Origin of the sequence: Kribbella sp. NBC_00709, from assembly GCF_036226565.1 — a bacterium.
Taxonomy (GTDB): domain Bacteria; phylum Actinomycetota; class Actinomycetes; order Propionibacteriales; family Kribbellaceae; genus Kribbella.
In genome coordinates this window covers 5,361,406-5,377,076 of the sequence record NZ_CP108996.1, presented here as the reverse complement: position 1 = coordinate 5,377,076, position 15,671 = coordinate 5,361,406, and the positions used below count along the sequence as shown (strand labels likewise).

At 66.8% G+C, this 15,671-nt stretch carries 17 protein-coding genes and 1 tRNA gene; 12 read left to right on the top strand and 6 right to left on the bottom strand.

From position 1 onward, the window contains the following. Nucleotides 1-303: 303 nt before the first annotated feature. Entirely contained in the window at nt 304-1,911 is a 1,608-nt protein-coding gene (locus OHA18_RS26525) for a PrsW family intramembrane metalloprotease (protein ID WP_328998010.1), read from the bottom strand. Nucleotides 1,912-2,073: 162 nt separating this feature from the next. Between OHA18_RS26525 and OHA18_RS26520 the strand changes: the two genes are divergently transcribed. Beyond that, nucleotides 2,074-2,150: transfer RNA gene (locus tag OHA18_RS26520), tRNA-Arg, on the top strand. A 216-nt stretch (nt 2,151-2,366) separates the two neighbouring features. Then, nucleotides 2,367-2,495 carry a hypothetical protein gene (locus OHA18_RS26515; protein ID WP_328998009.1) on the top strand — a complete coding sequence of 43 codons (129 nt, stop codon included), beginning with the start codon at nt 2,367-2,369 and terminating at the stop codon, nt 2,493-2,495. 886 nt (nt 2,496-3,381) lie between these two features. On the opposite strand, the gene OHA18_RS26510 is transcribed toward OHA18_RS26515, so the two are convergent. Continuing rightward, the gene (locus tag OHA18_RS26510) at nt 3,382-3,963 is read right to left on the bottom strand and encodes a PIN domain-containing protein (RefSeq protein ID WP_329006164.1); all 582 of its coding nucleotides are present in this window, start codon (nt 3,961-3,963) and stop codon (nt 3,382-3,384) included. After that, the gene (locus OHA18_RS43410) at nt 3,927-4,202 is read right to left on the bottom strand and encodes a GNAT family N-acetyltransferase (RefSeq protein WP_442914337.1); all 276 of its coding nucleotides are present in this window, start codon (nt 4,200-4,202) and stop codon (nt 3,927-3,929) included. Before OHA18_RS43410 ends, OHA18_RS26510 begins: the two co-directional genes overlap by 37 nt. 187 nt (nt 4,203-4,389) lie before the next feature. Here OHA18_RS43410 and OHA18_RS26505 point away from each other — a divergent pair, with 187 nt between their 5' ends. The 6 genes from OHA18_RS26505 (at nt 4,390) to OHA18_RS26480 (ending at nt 9,307) form a co-directional block, all read left to right on the top strand. Further along, nucleotides 4,390-4,977, top strand: coding sequence for a hypothetical protein (locus OHA18_RS26505; protein ID WP_328998008.1), 588 nt, complete (start codon nt 4,390-4,392; stop codon nt 4,975-4,977). Between the two features lie 672 nt (nt 4,978-5,649). Continuing rightward, nucleotides 5,650-6,246, top strand: a complete 597-nt coding sequence (locus OHA18_RS26500; RefSeq protein WP_328998007.1) for an AAA family ATPase — start codon at nt 5,650-5,652, stop codon at nt 6,244-6,246. A gap of 84 nt (nt 6,247-6,330) precedes the next feature. Next, on the top strand, nt 6,331-7,464 hold the full coding sequence (dnaN, locus tag OHA18_RS26495) for a DNA polymerase III subunit beta (protein WP_328998006.1): 1,134 nt from the start codon (nt 6,331-6,333) through the stop codon (nt 7,462-7,464). A gap of 20 nt (nt 7,465-7,484) precedes the next feature. Then, entirely contained in the window at nt 7,485-7,742 is a 258-nt protein-coding gene (locus tag OHA18_RS26490) for a hypothetical protein (RefSeq protein WP_328998005.1), read from the top strand. After that, nucleotides 7,703-8,173 carry a YdcF family protein gene (locus OHA18_RS26485; RefSeq protein ID WP_328998004.1) on the top strand — a complete coding sequence of 157 codons (471 nt, stop codon included), beginning with the start codon at nt 7,703-7,705 and terminating at the stop codon, nt 8,171-8,173. The genes OHA18_RS26490 and OHA18_RS26485 overlap by 40 nt, the downstream gene beginning before the upstream one ends. A gap of 78 nt (nt 8,174-8,251) precedes the next feature. Beyond that, nucleotides 8,252-9,307: an acyltransferase family protein gene (locus tag OHA18_RS26480; RefSeq protein ID WP_328998003.1), complete on the top strand. Its 1,056-nt coding sequence runs from the start codon at nt 8,252-8,254 to the stop codon at nt 9,305-9,307. On the opposite strand, the gene OHA18_RS26475 is transcribed toward OHA18_RS26480, so the two are convergent. Next, the gene (locus tag OHA18_RS26475; RefSeq protein ID WP_328998002.1) at nt 9,289-10,056 is read right to left on the bottom strand and encodes an alpha/beta fold hydrolase; all 768 of its coding nucleotides are present in this window, start codon (nt 10,054-10,056) and stop codon (nt 9,289-9,291) included. The two genes, OHA18_RS26480 and OHA18_RS26475, sit on opposite strands and share 19 nt — an antisense overlap. A gap of 167 nt (nt 10,057-10,223) precedes the next feature. On the opposite strand from OHA18_RS26475, the gene OHA18_RS26470 reads away from it, so the two are divergent. From OHA18_RS26470 to OHA18_RS26455, 4 genes are all read left to right on the top strand, one after another. Further along, nucleotides 10,224-11,195: a LysR family transcriptional regulator gene (locus tag OHA18_RS26470; protein WP_328998001.1), complete on the top strand. Its 972-nt coding sequence runs from the start codon at nt 10,224-10,226 to the stop codon at nt 11,193-11,195. 44 nt (nt 11,196-11,239) lie between these two features. Then, complete coding sequence (locus OHA18_RS26465) at nt 11,240-12,400, top strand: NAD-dependent formate dehydrogenase (RefSeq protein ID WP_328998000.1); 1,161 nt, start codon at nt 11,240-11,242, stop codon at nt 12,398-12,400. 84 nt (nt 12,401-12,484) lie between these two features. Further along, complete coding sequence (locus OHA18_RS26460) at nt 12,485-12,661, top strand: hypothetical protein (protein WP_328997999.1); 177 nt, start codon at nt 12,485-12,487, stop codon at nt 12,659-12,661. 77 nt (nt 12,662-12,738) lie between these two features. Then, on the top strand, nt 12,739-13,494 hold the full coding sequence (locus OHA18_RS26455; protein WP_328997998.1) for a GntR family transcriptional regulator: 756 nt from the start codon (nt 12,739-12,741) through the stop codon (nt 13,492-13,494). A gap of 112 nt (nt 13,495-13,606) precedes the next feature. Here the strand turns inward: OHA18_RS26455 and OHA18_RS26450 are convergent, their stop codons facing one another. Both OHA18_RS26450 and OHA18_RS26445 read right to left on the bottom strand, forming a co-directional pair. Then, on the bottom strand, nt 13,607-14,140 hold the full coding sequence (locus OHA18_RS26450; protein ID WP_328997997.1) for a hypothetical protein: 534 nt from the start codon (nt 14,138-14,140) through the stop codon (nt 13,607-13,609). A 1-nt stretch (nt 14,141) separates the two neighbouring features. Then, on the bottom strand, nt 14,142-15,650 hold the full coding sequence (locus OHA18_RS26445; protein ID WP_328997996.1) for an Nramp family divalent metal transporter: 1,509 nt from the start codon (nt 15,648-15,650) through the stop codon (nt 14,142-14,144). Nucleotides 15,651-15,671: the final 21 nt, after the last annotated feature.

Below are 15,671 nucleotides of genomic sequence, written 5' to 3'. Positions count from 1 at the left end.
GTCTGGTGACTTAGCTTCGCTGGGCTGTGGTGGGGTGCTGGGGGCGGTTTCGGCTGGGGTGGGGGGTTCGGGGGTGGACTTGCGGCGGCGGCGCCAGAAGCCTCGTTTGGGGGTGGACTGGGCGATGAGGTTCGCCAGCTCCTGGGCATGCTGATCCTGGTTCGGAACCCGCGGTTCCGAACCTTCACCAGCTGCTGACCTGGTGTCAGCCACGTCGTCCGCCCACGAGCACAGAGTGCCCGGTCGGACAGCGCAGAAGCAAAGTCATCGTCATCCCCGTTTGGCGGCGTGGACGGGTGGCAGTCACTGCGAGGGTGGATACGGACCGTATCCTCCCGGCGGTCCTTGTTGACCGGGGGGTCCCGGTGGGTAACCGGACTGACCGGCTGGGTAACCGGGTTGCCCCGGCGGATACCCCGGCTGAGCGGGCGGATAACCATCCTGCGGCCGCGGGTACGCGCTCTCCCCCGCCCCACCTCCCGGCACCCCAGGACCGGGACCGGGACCGGGACCAGGACCAGGACCAGGACCAGGACCAGGACCGCCGGGCACCTGCCCGGCACCACCCGGCCCCATCGGCATCCCAGGACCCATGTGCCCGCCCGGCCCCATCGGCACACCCGGACCGCCGGGCGGGAAGGACCCACCGGCGTACTGCGGTGCCGCCTGGGCGAACGCCGGCATCGGCGGGAACGGCACGCTCGGCCGCCGGTCCCGAAGCTCGTCCAGCAGCTGCTTCTCGGTCTGCAGCGCTTCCGGCCCGATCACCTGACGGACGATCTTGTCCCGCAGGTACGCCAGCTCGGTCGCATTGTGCTGGAACGCCTTCGCAGCCGCTTCCGCCTGAGGGCCGTACCGCCGCGCGTTCTGCCGCAGCGCCTTGCGCCCGCGCAGCGTCGCTATCAGCGGTACGTCCTGTGGAACCAGCCATCCGAACCGCACATAGTCATACAGCCGGGAGGCGATCATCTGCCCCTCTCGTGATCGCATCACCAGCGCGAAGACGACCAGGCAGATGAACAGCGGCACCATCAGGCAGAGGTACGCGACGATGAAGCCTCCGCCACCCGCCCAGCTCGCCGATGCGTTCCAGGACGCGTGCGCCAGCACCGCCGCCAGATACCCGACGACGGGCGCGAGGAATCGGACGACCGTACTTCGGTGCCGGATGGCGACGCCGATCCCGATCGCGGTGAACGACGTGAAGAGTGGATGCGCGAACGGCGAGATCACGCCGCGGATGATGAACAGCGCGAACGCACCGCGCAGACCGGCGTCGCTGCCGGACTCCTCGGAGAGCGTGTTGAAGACGCGGCCGTAGTACAGGATGTTCTCGGTGAAGGCGAAGCCGACGCCGACCATCCCGGCGTACACCAGGCCGTCGATGATGCCGTCGAACTCCTTGCGCCGCACCAGCGCTAGCAGCAGGATCACGGACCCCTTGGCGAACTCCTCCACCGGCGGGGCGACGAAGACCGCGGACCGGTCGCCACCGACGCCGGTCTCGGCCAGCCGGTGCGACACCTCGGTGTTGATGAAGATCGCGGCCAGGGTGGCGATGAAGGCTCCCCAGCAGAGCGCGAAGACGATGTACTTCGTCGGCTCCGGCTCGTACCGGTCCAGCCAGAGGTAGAGCGCGATGACCGGGATGACCGGGACGAACGCGAAGATCAGGCCCCAGGTGAAGCCGCCGGCGCCGGTCGACTTGGCCACGATGCCGAAGATCACCAGACCCGCGACCGCGAACACCACCGCGATCACGATGCCGATCAGGACGCCTTGGTTGCGCCGCTGCCCGGGGACCGGATGGCTGCCGAGCACGTTCGGCTGCGGGTACGGTCCGGCAGGCGAGTACGCCGACCCCGCCGCGGGTTGCGGCGTGCCTGCCGGGCCTGGTGAGGGGTGACTCATGCCCCGAAGCCTAGTTGGGGTGCCGATCAAGCGGCAGGACCACCCACTCAGCGTTACCGGGATGGAACGACAACCCTGTACTTCGCTCCGACTCGAACCGCCCCGATTCCGAACCCAGAGGCGAGATCACCCGCTCATCTGAGAGACTCTTCCCTGCCGTACGCCCCCGTAGCTCAGCTGGATAGAGCGTCGGACTTCTAATCCGTTGGTCGCAGGTTCGAGTCCTGCCGGGGGCGCCAAACAAAGCCGCAGGTCAAGGCCCGGGTCCGCAATTGCTGCAGGAGAGCAGTTGCTCCGATGTGGGGCCATGCATGGTGCGGAGTATAGATAAATGTGGTCAATTGGAGTGCCCGAGGGCGGCCAGGCATCGGCAGGGCGCACAGCCAGGTCGCGGCGGGCGGGCGGTCGGTCTCAACATGCCGAAGTGCGGGTGAGGTGGCACTACCCTGAAGCGGGTGAGCGAAGACACCGCCGGCGGCGGGCAGCACGAGGCGCTGGTGCCACCGCATGCTAGTGAGGTGGTCCCGCCGACACCGTCGCGGATACGCGAGGTCTGGCACCCCGGGCTGTCCACTATGACGTAGTGAAGCTGTTCGGGGTTTGCCGAGCGGGGCGCCGTGAAGTGGCAGGATCTCGACCTCCGCACCTCGTACCGAGGTCTGACGACGACTCAAGGTGTCGTCGTTGCGTGGCGCGGTGGAGGCCAAACCGTGACTACATCCAACAAGCTCCGCTCGATCAGGAAGCCGGAGAAGGTGGCGACTATCTCCATAATGACCAGCCACCCGGACGGCAGCACGCTGCAGCTCCATACTCTCTTCAAGGGCCTGGCAAACCCCCTAAGGTGCTCACCTACTGGCATGGTGTCGGTGACGGCCGGCGACGTGCTGAAGAGACCGAGGGGTTGCTCAGCGAGCTTCGTTCCGACCGCCCCATCGCCACCTTCCTGGCGAAGCCCGGACGAGTTCAAGCCTGGTCGGCTGCGTTTGCCGCAGCGCTTCTCTTCGCCGCGTACCGGCTAGTTCCATGGCCGCCGTTGCCCCCGTGGGCGATTGCTGGCTGGTCTTTCGCGGCGGGCACCGTCCTGGTGCTAACGGCAATCATCCTGCCCAGGCTGTTCCTGAACGGAAGTCTGACTCGGCCAAGGCCACGGCGGGACTGGCAAGCGATTGGCCAAGTAGGCAGCGCGGCGATTGCCGCACTCGCCGTACTGATCAGCCTTGTGAAGTAGCGCGAAGCAATGGCGGTCCGCTGTACCGTGGACACAGCGCGCCGTTCCGGTTCGTCAAGCCAGCCCAGGTCAAACTTACCATTCCGTCAATTGGCTTAGCGAGAACATGCCGGCTCATCGCGCCCTGCCGCAATAGCCTGACCGCTCGTTGCGGACTTGCGGATTGTAGGCAAACGATCGATCCAACGCTGGTCGCAAGGAGCCCGCGCATCTACTTCGGCATTGCTGTCTCAGATGCCTCACGCCGTGCCCGCCGGCGAGCTCGTGTCGACTGGCGTCACTCGGTGCGTCTCGATCTCCCTGGCGGGCTTCCTCACTAGCAGCTTGGCTCGCCGCGCGTTGAGTCCCATCCCGGTATCCATGGTCACTAGCCGGACTGGCGCGCCGGCCAGGGTCTGTACCGCGAGCGCCCGGTCAATGATTTCCGCGTCGGGATCCGTAAGGGGCCGGTGCACCGGATCGTCGTAGAAGACCCGTAACTCGACCCGACCTCGAGGTGTCCCCCCGCGCGCAGCCACTGCATCCCAGTCGGCGTGCTTGAGCCGGATCAGCACTGTGCCGTCTGGGTCGTCCAGCAGCTTGTCGATGACAGCCAGAGTCACCAAGGCTCGATAGCGCGTCTTCTGGTTGCCCGACTCCTTGAGCCGGTCGAGTTCGCGGATGACCACCTCGGGGAGCACAAGCAAGACGTCGTCGAATCCGACGCCTAGTTCCTCGGACCACGGGATGCTCGCGATAACCGCGGTCGGGTCGTCGTCCTGAGCGTGATGCCCAGGGACGTTGGTTAGTCGGTGTGTGCGGGGCCAACCTCTGCACGCCACTCGATGAGATCCAGCCGCCGGGCGTCGAAAGTCCAACGACAGATTGCTCGCACGGCTTGCGGTGCGACGCCGCGTCCACGGGCGGCCGGTGCCACCCAAGCGCCAACCTCAGCGGTGCCATCACCGTTCATGCCTAAGCCTGCACTACCCGGTGCGAGAATCGGCCGGATCTGGGGCGACGTCGGGTCGGCGGACCTCTGCGCTTCCGGTGGTGGATCCGCATCGGCCACCAGCGCCATCTGTGATCCAAGCGGCTCGGCTGGTCTGTCATGACCGGACCGTCAGTGGATCGTCAGCGGATCGTCAGTGACAGCTTCTAGCGTCTTGTAGCGAACGAAGGCCGGGATGCGAATCCACAAAGCCGGCTGCCGATGCGGTGCGCGCTTGGTGGATCTGTCGCGCCACCCGTCCAGGATTGGAGTCCAGATGAAGAGAATTCTCGTGAGGGCGGCCTTAGCCGCTTCCTTCGCAGTCACGGCGCTCGGTGTCGGCGGCGCCGCCGACGCTGCCAGTGCTGCACCTGTACACGAAGACAACGCCACGCAAGACAGCATGGCAAGCGTCGGGATCGCCGCCGACACCGCCTGGGCAACCGGGCCCCGGGCCGGGGACGGGACCGGGGACGGGGCATGGCGTGCTTATGGCAACACCAACCCGATCACCTCGAGCAGCAGCACATGGAGGTGCACCAAGTCCGTCGGCGCGGGGTGGAACATCAACGCACAGCTCTGCGCGGTTAGGTCGGCGTTCAGCGCCGGTGCCCAGGCTGCGGTGATCGTGCGCAACAACTCTGGGGACCTCGTCTCCGCAGAAGCGTACGCGGAACTCTGGGACGATCCCCACGGGGAAGAAATAGCGTCGTGGGCCTGCGGCAAATCGGGAGTCGCCGCGAATTCATGGTCGGTATGCTTCGGACATACTGTTCCTTACGCCTTTCCGGTGTTTGCGTGGCAAGGGAATGTCACTGCCTTGGGCGGCACGAGATACTTCGAGGACCGCACACCAACTGTCTAGGTATGTGCTCTACGTCTTTCTGCCGATGGTTGCGTCATGTGGGGTGGGCTCAGAAGCTGTCTTTGAAGTGGTGACCTTGTAGTGCCGTCGTCCTGCCAGCCGAGAACCTCCAGGGAGGCTGCTACTGCGCAGGTGATCGATGACGCGGTGCTCGTTGCACGGCCAGTCCGCGGTCTCGTCGGTCATCGCCTCTTTGACGAATGCGGCGCTGCCATCGCTGAACGTGCGGACCAGCTGTGTCACGCCCCAGGACTCATCGCTGCTCCAGCTGCGCCAGTCCGTCCAGCGCGGCCACACGACCATCCGCTGGGTTTCTACCGGCGGCGACGCGCTACGCAGCGGGCAGAATCAATGGGCTGGGAGTAGGCGTTGTCGGAACCCTGCGCTATTCCAGTTCGGATGGGTCACGTGGCCACGGGCTCCGGGTGGAACAGGCCCCCAATCAACTTATTCAGAACTGATTCGGGCGTCGCGTAGAGCGCTGTCGACATCAGCGAACGTCGTGTTGCCGAACGACGTGCCCTCTCCGGCGAACCTCGCCTTGGCGAACGACTTTTTGGTGAACGATCGTTTTCCTCAGTGAGTTCCTACGGTCTTCTCAGTGTTCTCTCGGGGCCGGCGTGTGGGCTTGTTCGTCTTACCTGTACTGGCAGGTGACGGAAAGGCGGCGTCGTGGCTTCGGGACTGGTGGGCGTACTTCATACGGGCGGACTGCGTGAGCTGCGGTACGCCGCGGACGCCGTGGTGATCCTGGCGGGGATCCCGGGCGCCGGGAAGACCACTCTGCTGCGGCGGCTGTATCCAGTGGGTACGGACCACGGCGGCGTACGGGTCTTCGACAGCGAGCGGCTCCGGGCCCGGTGGATGCGCGTGCTCGGCCGGGTGCCGTACGTGTGGTGGCGACCGCTGCTGCACCTCGCGTACTACGTTCGCGTGCTGACCGCGATGCGGCGCGGTGGTGGGCCGTTGGTCGTCCACGACTGCGCTACCCGGCCGTGGGTACGACGACTGATCGGATGGCGGGCCCGGCGGGGCGGACTGCCGGTGCACCTTGTACTGCTCGACGTGCCGGGCGATGTGGCGCGCTCAGGCCAGTGGGAGCGCGGACGGGTCGTCCGGCCTGGGAGCATGCTGACCCACTGCCGCCGCTGGCCACAGCTCCTGACACGGGTGGCCCAGGATCCCAGGTACGTCGTACCGGGGGCTCTGTCGGCCCAGATACTCACCCGAGGTCAGGCGGACCGGTTGGCGCGGATCTGCTTCGGCTGAGGCGCAACGCCGGCCTGGATCTCGCCCCGATAGGAATTGTCGGTGGCGGGTGATTGAGTCAAGGCTGGCGAGGGAGGAGATCGGATGAAGGTTCGGGTTGGGCGTGAGGCGCTGGCTGACGCGGTCGGGTGGGTGGCGCGAGGGTTGCCCAGTCGGCCGAGTGTGCCGATTCTGGCCGGAATGGTGGTCGAGGCGGCGGACGGACAGGTGACGTTGTCCGGGTTCGACTACGAGAGCTCGGGCCGGGTGAGCGTGCCTGCCGAGGTGGCCGACGAGGGTCGCGTGCTGGTCTCGGGGCGGCTGCTGTCGGACATCTGCAAGAGCATGCCGCGGGACTCGGTGGATCTCAGCGGTGAGGCGGCCCGGGTTCAGGTGAGCAGCGGCGCGGCTCGGTTCGTGCTGCACACACTGCCCCTCGATGAGTACCCGCCGCTGCCCGAGATGCCCCAGGCGAGCGGGGTCGTCGACGCGGATGCGTTCTCGCGTGCCGTCTCGCAGGTCGTGAGCGCAGCTGGCCGGGACGACACGATGCCGGTGTTCACGGGGATCCGCCTGGAGATCCGCGGATCGACGGTCTCCTTGCTGGCCACCGACCGGTACAGGTTGGCCCTGCGGTCGTTCCCTTGGCAGCCGGTCGATGCCGGAGTCGAGGCCAATGCGCTCGTCCCGGCGAAACTGCTCGCCGATGTGGCGAAGGCGATGACGGGTCACGAGCTGACTCTTGCGCTCGGTTCGACCCGCACGGGGGACGGGTTGATCGGGTTCGAGGGCGGCGGTCGGCATGCGACCAGCCGGCTGATCGACGGCGAGTTCCCGAAGGTCCGCAGCCTGATCCCGGCGGAGGGCGCGATCACCAGCACGGTGACCGTGGACACCGCCGCGCTCGTCGAGGCGGTGAAGCGGGTCGCGCTCGTGGCCGAGCGATCGGCGCCGGTGCGGCTCACGTTCGCAGACGGTGCGGTGGCGCTCGACGCGGGCAACGGTGAGGAGGCCCAGGCCTCGGAGTCGGTCGAGGTGACCCTGACCGGCGAGCCTGTGGTCACCGGCTTCAATGCCGGCTACCTGCTAGACGGGCTGGCCTCACTCGGCACGCCGATCGCGCATTTCGCCTTCACCCAGACAACCAAACCCGCCAACCTGACCGGCCTCCGCACTCCGGACGACACGCCCACAACAGACTCCGCCTACATCCTGATGCCCATGCGTCTACCCAACTGAGCGGCAGGAGCGCGCGGACTTTGGATGAGGAAGTGATTGCGCGCTACCTCGCGCGGCGTGATGCGATCGACCAGTCGGTGGATCTCGTTGTGTTGATGGGCTCCGCGGTGCTGGAGTCGGTCGAGGTGGCCGCGGAGGCGCACCGCACGTATGCAGCTCCGATCCTGATCAGCGGTGGCATCGGTCACTCGACGCACTATCTCGAGGGAGCGGTGCGCCGCCGGGATTGCAGGTCGCGGTGGATCGGCCGGAGTCGCACGTCTTTCGCGATCTGCTGATCGAGCACGAAGTCGCAGACATTGCGGTCGAGGATCAGTCCACCAACTGCGGCGAGAACGCGGAGTCCACCCGCCGCCTGATCGATCGACCGCAGTCGCTCCTGCTGATCCAGGACCCGACCATGCAACGCCGTACCCATGCCTGCTTCGAGCGATCCTTCGCCGACCTGCCCGGCACGACGTTGATCAGCCACGCCCCACTCGTCCCGTGGATCGGCCCGGACCGCGTGAGCGCCGGCCCGGACGAGCCCGAGATCAGGAGCCGCGCTCGCTTCCGCTCCCTCGTCCTCGGCGAGATCCACCGTCTCTCCCCCGACGTGTACGGTCCCCGCGGCCGCAACTTCATCGACCAGGTCGACATCCCGGCCGAAGTGCTTGCCGCATACAACCGTCTCGTTGCCGCGTACCCCGAGTCCCTCCGTCATCCGTAGGTCGCAGGAACGAATCCTGCCCTGGGCTGACGATCGCGCTGCCCCGCCGCGATGTAGTGGAGGCGGAAAGGGGACAGGATGGCTTCGCGGGGACGGCTCCACGAGATCGACTTGTTGCGGATCTTCGCCGCACTCTCGGTGATGGCGTACCACTATCTGTTCTCCTCGTACGCCGACGGCACGTCCGCGATGCACTTCCCGCACGTAGACGTCGTCGCGCGGTACGGGTACCTCGGCGTGGACCTGTTCTTCACGATCAGCGGATTCGTCGTCCTCCTCAGCGCCTGGGATCGCAGCCCACGGTCGTTCGTCGTCTCACGAGCGGTTCGGCTGTACCCGGCGTACTGGATCGCGGTGACCCTGACGGCGTGCGTGTCGGTCGCGTTCAGCCAAGGGCGGTTCCCTGTCACGCTGCCGCAGTACCTGGCGAACCTGACGATGCTCAACTCCCTGCCGAACATCGAGAACATCGACGTCGTCTATTGGACGTTGTGGGCCGAGATCCGCTTCTACGCGATGATCGTGGTCCTGACCTGGATCGGCATCACCGCGCGCCGGGTCACGATCTTCTGCTGGGCCTGGCTCGCCGCAACCTTCGCCTTCCAGGCCGGGCTGTTGCCGCACGCAACCGATCTGATCCTCAACACCCAGTTCTCGCACTACTTCATCGCAGGTATGGCGCTCTGCCTGATCCACCGGTACGGCGCGACGCGGCAAACCCTGGCCATCGTGGCGGTCTCGCTCGGCAACGCGATCTACCGCGGCATCGGGTTCGCGGACCGCGTCGGCCTGCGCTACCACACCGAGATCCACCGAACTGCCGTGGTCGCGATCATCGTCGCGATCTTCGCCGTCATGCTGACCGTCGCGCTCCGGCTCACGCACCGCCTCGGGCGGCCGTGGTTCGCCGTCCTCGGCGCGCTCACGTACCCCCTCTATCTGGTGCATGCACACATCGGCTTCATCATCTTCGAGCGCCTCGGCGACCAGGTGAACCATGTCCTCCTGGTCGCCGCCACGATGCTGCTGATGATCGGCGTCGCTGCCGCTCTGCACTACGGCGTCGAGCAGCCGCTCGCGCCGCGCCTCAAACGCCTACTCTCCCGTCGAGCGGTTCAGGCGGTCAGGAAGTAGTCCGTCAGCGCCTGGGCCATCGTCTCCGGCGGGAGCGTGTGGAACGTTCCGTCATGTCCTTCCAGCGTCCCCTGCGGGAGCGCCTCGGACGCCTGCCGCGCCGCGCCCTTCAGCCAGTCCGGACTGGCGTTGCTGAACATCGCCAGCGTCGGTACGTCGATCGACGCCAGCAACTCACGCGGTACGGCGCTGTCGCCCAGCTGCAGGCCGTCGTACACGAGGGTGTGCGCGATCGCCTCCATCCCGGCCCACATCGGCGTCTGGCGGATCTGGTCGACCACCTCCTTCGGCTGTCCGACCGCCTCGACCATGAACAGCTCAGCCGCCCCACCGGGGTTCCCGGTGTCGACGAACTCCTGCAACCGCTCGATGTACCGGTCCGGTGGAGCCGGTGCTCCTTCGACCCGGAACGGCGGCTCCATCAGCGCCTGCTTCTCGAACGGCAGCCGGGACTGCAGCAGCACCATCGATCCGGACGAGTACGCGCAGGCAAACCGCGCACCGGTCGCCGAGCGCACCGCCTCCAGGTCTTCCCACTCACGCTCGACCGCGTACGGCAGGGTGTCGCCGGAGTCACCACGGCCGCGCCGGTCGTAGTTCACGACGGTGAACTCCGACGACAGCGCCTTGGCGTCGTCCACGTACCGCGAGCGCTCGGTGAACCCGCCCGCGACCAGCACCAGGACCGGACCGCTGCCGTACGTGTCGTACGCCAGCTCGGTGCCGTCCTTGGAAACCACCTTGTCCATCACCACTCCTTTGCCCAAGAGATCTCTGCCCATCCGTCGAACGGAACCGGGCCGGAAGGACGTCCTGTGACCCACATCACAACACGCCGAGATCTTCCAGGCGACGCCACACCTCACTACAGTTGGATTATGTATACAGGCGACTGCACACCATTCCGGGTTTCTTGATGCTGCTCCGCCAGCTGGAGTACCTCGTCGCCCTCGCGCGGGAGAAGCACTTCGCCCGGGCGGCGGAAGCCTGTTACGTCTCCCAGCCGTCGCTGTCGGCCGCGATCCGCAAGCTCGAGCAGGAACTCGACGTACCGATCGTCCGCCGCGGCCGCCGCTTCGAGGGCCTCACGCCCGAGGGCGAGCGAGTGCTGCTCTGGGCCCAGCGCATCCTGTCCGAGCAGGACGCGCTCCGGCATGAACTGTCGGTGATGCGCGGCGGCCTCAACGGCACGCTCCGGCTCGGCGCGATCCCGACCGCGATGCCGGTGGTCTCGTTGCTCACGACGCCGTTCTGCGCACGCCATACGAATGCGCGGGTCACCCTCGAGTCGCTGTCGTCGCGCGACATCACCCAGAAGCTCGCCGAGTTCGATCTCGACGTCGCGATGACGTACCTCGACGACGACACGCTGGGCCAGGTGCGCAAGACGCCGCTGTACGAAGAGCGCTACCTACTGCTGACGCCGACGCACAGCAAGCTCGCCGATCGGCCGGTCGCGACCTGGGCGGAGGTCGCCGAGTTGCCGCTCTGCCTGCTCTCCCCCGACATGCGCAACCGCCGGATCATGAACGGCTACTTCACCGACGACGGCGTGACCGCTGCGCCGGCGATCGAGAGCGACACTGTTTCCGGGTTGTACAGCCATCTGCACGGCAGTCATTGGTCGACCGTGATCTCGCACGCCTGGTTGCACATGTTCGGCGTACCGGACGGGATGCGCGTCGTACCGCTGAAGCGTCCGGCGCACGGGCCGCGGGTCGGCCTGGTGATCGCTGCGCGCAGCCCGGAGCCTGTCCTCGCTCGTGCATTGCTCGACGTGGCGCGTCAGGCCGGCGTACACAAAGCTCTCGACGATCTGCTCGACGTGCACTTGATGGATTCGGGCTATCTCGACATAGCGAGCAAGTCTTTGACCGTCGGGCCGTGACAGCGCGATGGTGGAAATCCCTTCAGAACAAGGAGATTCCCATCATGGCGAAGATTGTCTGCGTCCTGTACGACGACCCGGCGGCGGGCTACCCGACGTTGTACGCCCGGGACGACATCCCGACGATCGACGGCTACCCTGGCGGCCAGACCGCGCCGTCACCGAAGGCCATCGACTTCACGCCGGGCGCGCTGCTCGGCAGCGTGTCCGGTGAACTCGGGCTGCGTGAGTTCCTCGAGAGTCAGGGCCACACGTTGGTCGTCACCTCCGACAAGGATGGCGCCGACTCGGTCCTCGACCGCGAGCTCCCCGACGCCGATGTGGTGATCTCGCAACCGTTCTGGCCGGCGTACCTGACCGCGGATCGGATCGCGAAAGCGCCGAAGCTGAAGCTCGCGATCACCGCCGGCATCGGCTCCGACCACGTCGACCTGGACGCGGCGATCAACCACGGTATGACCGTTGCCGAGGTCACCTATTCGAACAGCATCAGCGTCGCCGAGCACGTGGTGATGATGATCCTCGGGCTGGTGCGCAACTACCTGCCGGCATACCAGACCGTAGGGGATGGTGGCTGGAACATCGCGGACTGCGTGGCACGTTCGTACGACCTCGAGGGCATGCACGTCGGCACCGTCGCGGCCGGCCGGATCGGGACCGCCGTACTGCGCCGGCTCGCGCCGTTCGACGTCAAGCTGCACTACACCGACCGGCACCGGCTGCCGGAGTCGGTCGAGCGGGAGCTCGGACTGACCTTCCACCCGAGCGCGGCCGACATGGTGCCGTACTGCGACGTGGTGACGATCAACGCGCCGTTGCACCCGGAGACCGAGGGGCTGTTCGGCGAGAAGCTGCTCGGCACGATGAAGCGCGGCACGTACCTGATCAACACCGCGCGGGCGAAGATCGCCGACCGGGACGCGATCGTCAAAGCGCTGGAGAGCGGCCGGCTGGCCGGGTACGCCGGCGACGTCTGGTACCCGCAGCCCGCGCCGGCCGACCACCCGTGGCGAACCATGCCGCACCATGGGATGACGCCGCACATCTCCGGCTCGTCGCTGTCCGCACAGACGCGGTACGCCGCCGGCACCCGGGAGATCCTGGAGTCGTGGCTGACCGGTACGCCGATCCGCGACGAGTACCTGATCGTCGACGGCGGCCGACTCGCGGGCGCTGGGGCGCACTCCTACTCGACCCGGGTGTAAGCGGGATCACGTGAGATGCGGGCATAACCGGTCAGTGCGCCTGGTTGAATGTATACAGAAGCCAGAATCCACGAAGGGGTAGAAATGATCTTCACACGTAGGTTCGGCGCTCTGGCGGCTCGCCCGCAGTTCCCGGATGCCCCGGAGCTGCAGGACGAGCTGAGCAACCCGCTCGATCTGGACGCCGAGCTCGCCAGGCTGACGGGCGAGGTCGGTGTCGCCCGCGACGACGACCGGCGCGCCGACGAGTCGGCCGCCTGAGCCGGCGGCTATATGTCAGGGCATGGCACTTGGTAGACTGTCTACCAAGTGCCATGCTGCTTTCGGGAAGGGATCTCATGACGACGATCAGCGCAGGGCCAGGGGCGGGCGCGGAACCGACCGGGGTGCGGCACGTCAAGCGGCCGACGCCGTTGCGGGAGTCGGTGTACGAGGCCCTGACCGAGATGATCATCGACGGCACCCTCGAGCGCGGCCGGCACCTGGTCGAGGTCGAGCTGGCCGGCCTGCTGGGCGTCTCCCGGCAGCCCGTGCGCGAGGCCCTGCAGCGGCTGAACAACGAGGGCTGGGTGGATCTGCGGCCCGGCTTCGGCGCGATGGTGCATGTCCCCGCCGAGGACGAGGTCGACCAGCTGCTGGCGGCCCGCGCGGCCCTGGAGTCCGAGTCCGCGCGCCTCGCCGCCCGGCATGCCACCAAGGACGACGTCGCGAAACTCCGGGAGCTCTGCAAGGTCGGCACGGCGTACCAGGAGTCCGGCGACATCGACGGCACGGTCCGCACGAACGGCGAACTCCACAGCCAGATCACCGAAATGTCCGGCAACCGTTTCCTCGTCGACTTCGCCGCCCAGGTCGACCGCCGCGTCCGCTGGTACTACACCCCCGTCGCCCCCGTCCGCGGCGCCGCCTCCTGGCGCGAACACAACCGCCTGGTGAAGGCCATCAGCGAAGGCGACGAAGACAAGGCCGCCCAAATCATGCGCGAACACACCGAACACACCCGCAAGGCTTACCACGACCTCCAGGCGGCCACCGCACCCGAATCCGCCCCCGAGCCCGAAGCTGCTCCCCGCCGGCGTCGTCGGACGACCTGACCACCACCCCACAGCATTCGAGGGGATATCCCTTCGAACTGTGCCTTCTCCTCTGGTACACCAACGGAGAAGGCACAAGCTCAACGGATATCCCCTCGAACCTCAAGCAACGTCAGGCGACGCGTTTCTTGCGGCCGCGGCCAGTGGCGGCTTTGCGGGCCTCCAGGGCGGAGGCGAGGTGGACGTATTGCTCCACCGTGCGGCGGGCGTACTGGTTGTGGTCGAGGATGCGGGGCCACCACAGGCGGCCGAGCTGTTCGTGCATCCAGAGGAAGCCGATCGCGAATCCCATGCTCACCAGCGCACGGAACGCGAGGAACTTCCCCACCTCCGGCGGCAGCCCCGGCGTACCGGTGACCACCCACGATGTCACGACCGCGTGGACGAGCAACGACAGCGGGAACGCGACCGCCCAGTAGACCGCCGCCGGCGCGAACACTCCGGCGGGGACCTTCCCCGATGCGGCGAGTACGGCGTACCCGGTGCCGAACAGGATCAGCGGTACGCCGAGCCCGAGCCCGGTCGCCACCGCCCAGCCGAAGGGCTGACCGACGAACGCGGCCAACCCTCCGGCGATGAGTCCGCCTGCCGCGCCCACCGACGCGGCCGGGACCGAGTACTCCGCCAACTGCTTCAAGTCAGCCATGTCAGTCCACGACCACACCGAAGCGGACCAGGCAGTAGAACAGCATCCCGAGATAGAAGACTGCTCCGAACCCGATGATGACGTTCCGCACCGGCCCGGGCCGGATCTTCTTGGGCAGCAGCATGTTGTTGGTGAGCAGCAACACGATGCAGTAGGCACCCATCGCGAACGTGGACAAGAACGCGAGGATGTCCAGGATCCCCGCCGGTCCGTCGGCCGGCCCGAACAGCAGGATCAGGATGCCGAACAGGATCACGCCCCACAGGAACCCGGCGTACAACCGCGACATCGAGAACCGTTTGGCGCCCGGCACGAAGTAGTACGTCATGTCCGCCTGACCGCGGGAGAACGAGTCGAACAATCCGAGCGTCGCGTTCAGCCCGATCAGCGCGATGAAGGCGAAGAACAACGTCCCCAGGACCGGAGACCCGGCCGCCGCGAACGCGTCCGACATCGCCTTCAGCGCCGCCTCCCGGTCACCGCCCTCGATCAGCGAGGCGACGTTCGGGTTCTCGCGCGCCGCCGACATGGCCAGCACGGTGAACGAGATCGTCACCAGCATCGTGATGCCCCAGAAGAGCAGCAGCGCGTCGAATGTGACCCACTTGCGCCAGCCCTTCCATTTCGCCATCTCGGCCGGGTCCTCGGTGTCGAACATGAAGCCGCGCGACGGCATCGACTCCGCCTCGCCCGCGGACCGCAGGCCGCGGATCTTCGGAATGTGCGCACCCATCCCCGCGCCGCTGTCCCGCAGCTGCAACGTGTACCACATCTGCTGCATCCCGGACGGCCCGGCGAAGGCGATCGATCCGACCACGATCGGGAACCAGGCCGACGTCATCGCCTTGTCCGGGAAGTACCCGAACGCGAACATCCCCTGCAGGGTCTGCGCGAGGTCGTCCCAGTTCCCGACGATCGACGCGATGATCGACGTACCGACCACCAGTACGCCGATCAGCAGGCCGAGGAGCTTCTCGAGGAAGTTGTAGATCACCGACAACAGGCTGAACAGCACACCGACGAACACCAGAGCCACGCACGCGGTGACCTGCCAAGGTATGCCGGTGATCTCCTCGAAGGCGGCCGCGCCCGCGGACAGATGGCCCGGCCACATATAGATGAGGATCGCCGCGACGTAGAAGAACCACATCATCGGTTTGAAGATCCGCGCCGCGCCGAAGAAGATGCTTTCCCCGGTCGCCATCGCGTACCGGGCCATCTCCAGCAGGACGAACGCCTGCAGCGTGACGCCGACCATGAACAACCAGCGGATATCCGGCCCGAACACCAGGACGAGCCGGGGCCACATGTAGGACTCCCCCATCCCCACGCCCAGTGCGACCAGGAAGACGGTCGGACCGAGGATGTGGATGGAGGGCGGTGCGTCCGGAAGTTTCCGGATCGGCATCGGCTCGAGCCTGCCCGCTTTCCAGACCTTCTCGGTCGCAGAGACCGCTGTGGCCGCGGCCGGCTCTTCAGGCACTTCTGAGGTCTTGCTCGTGACGTCCAAGGCGGACTCCTTAGTTCGACG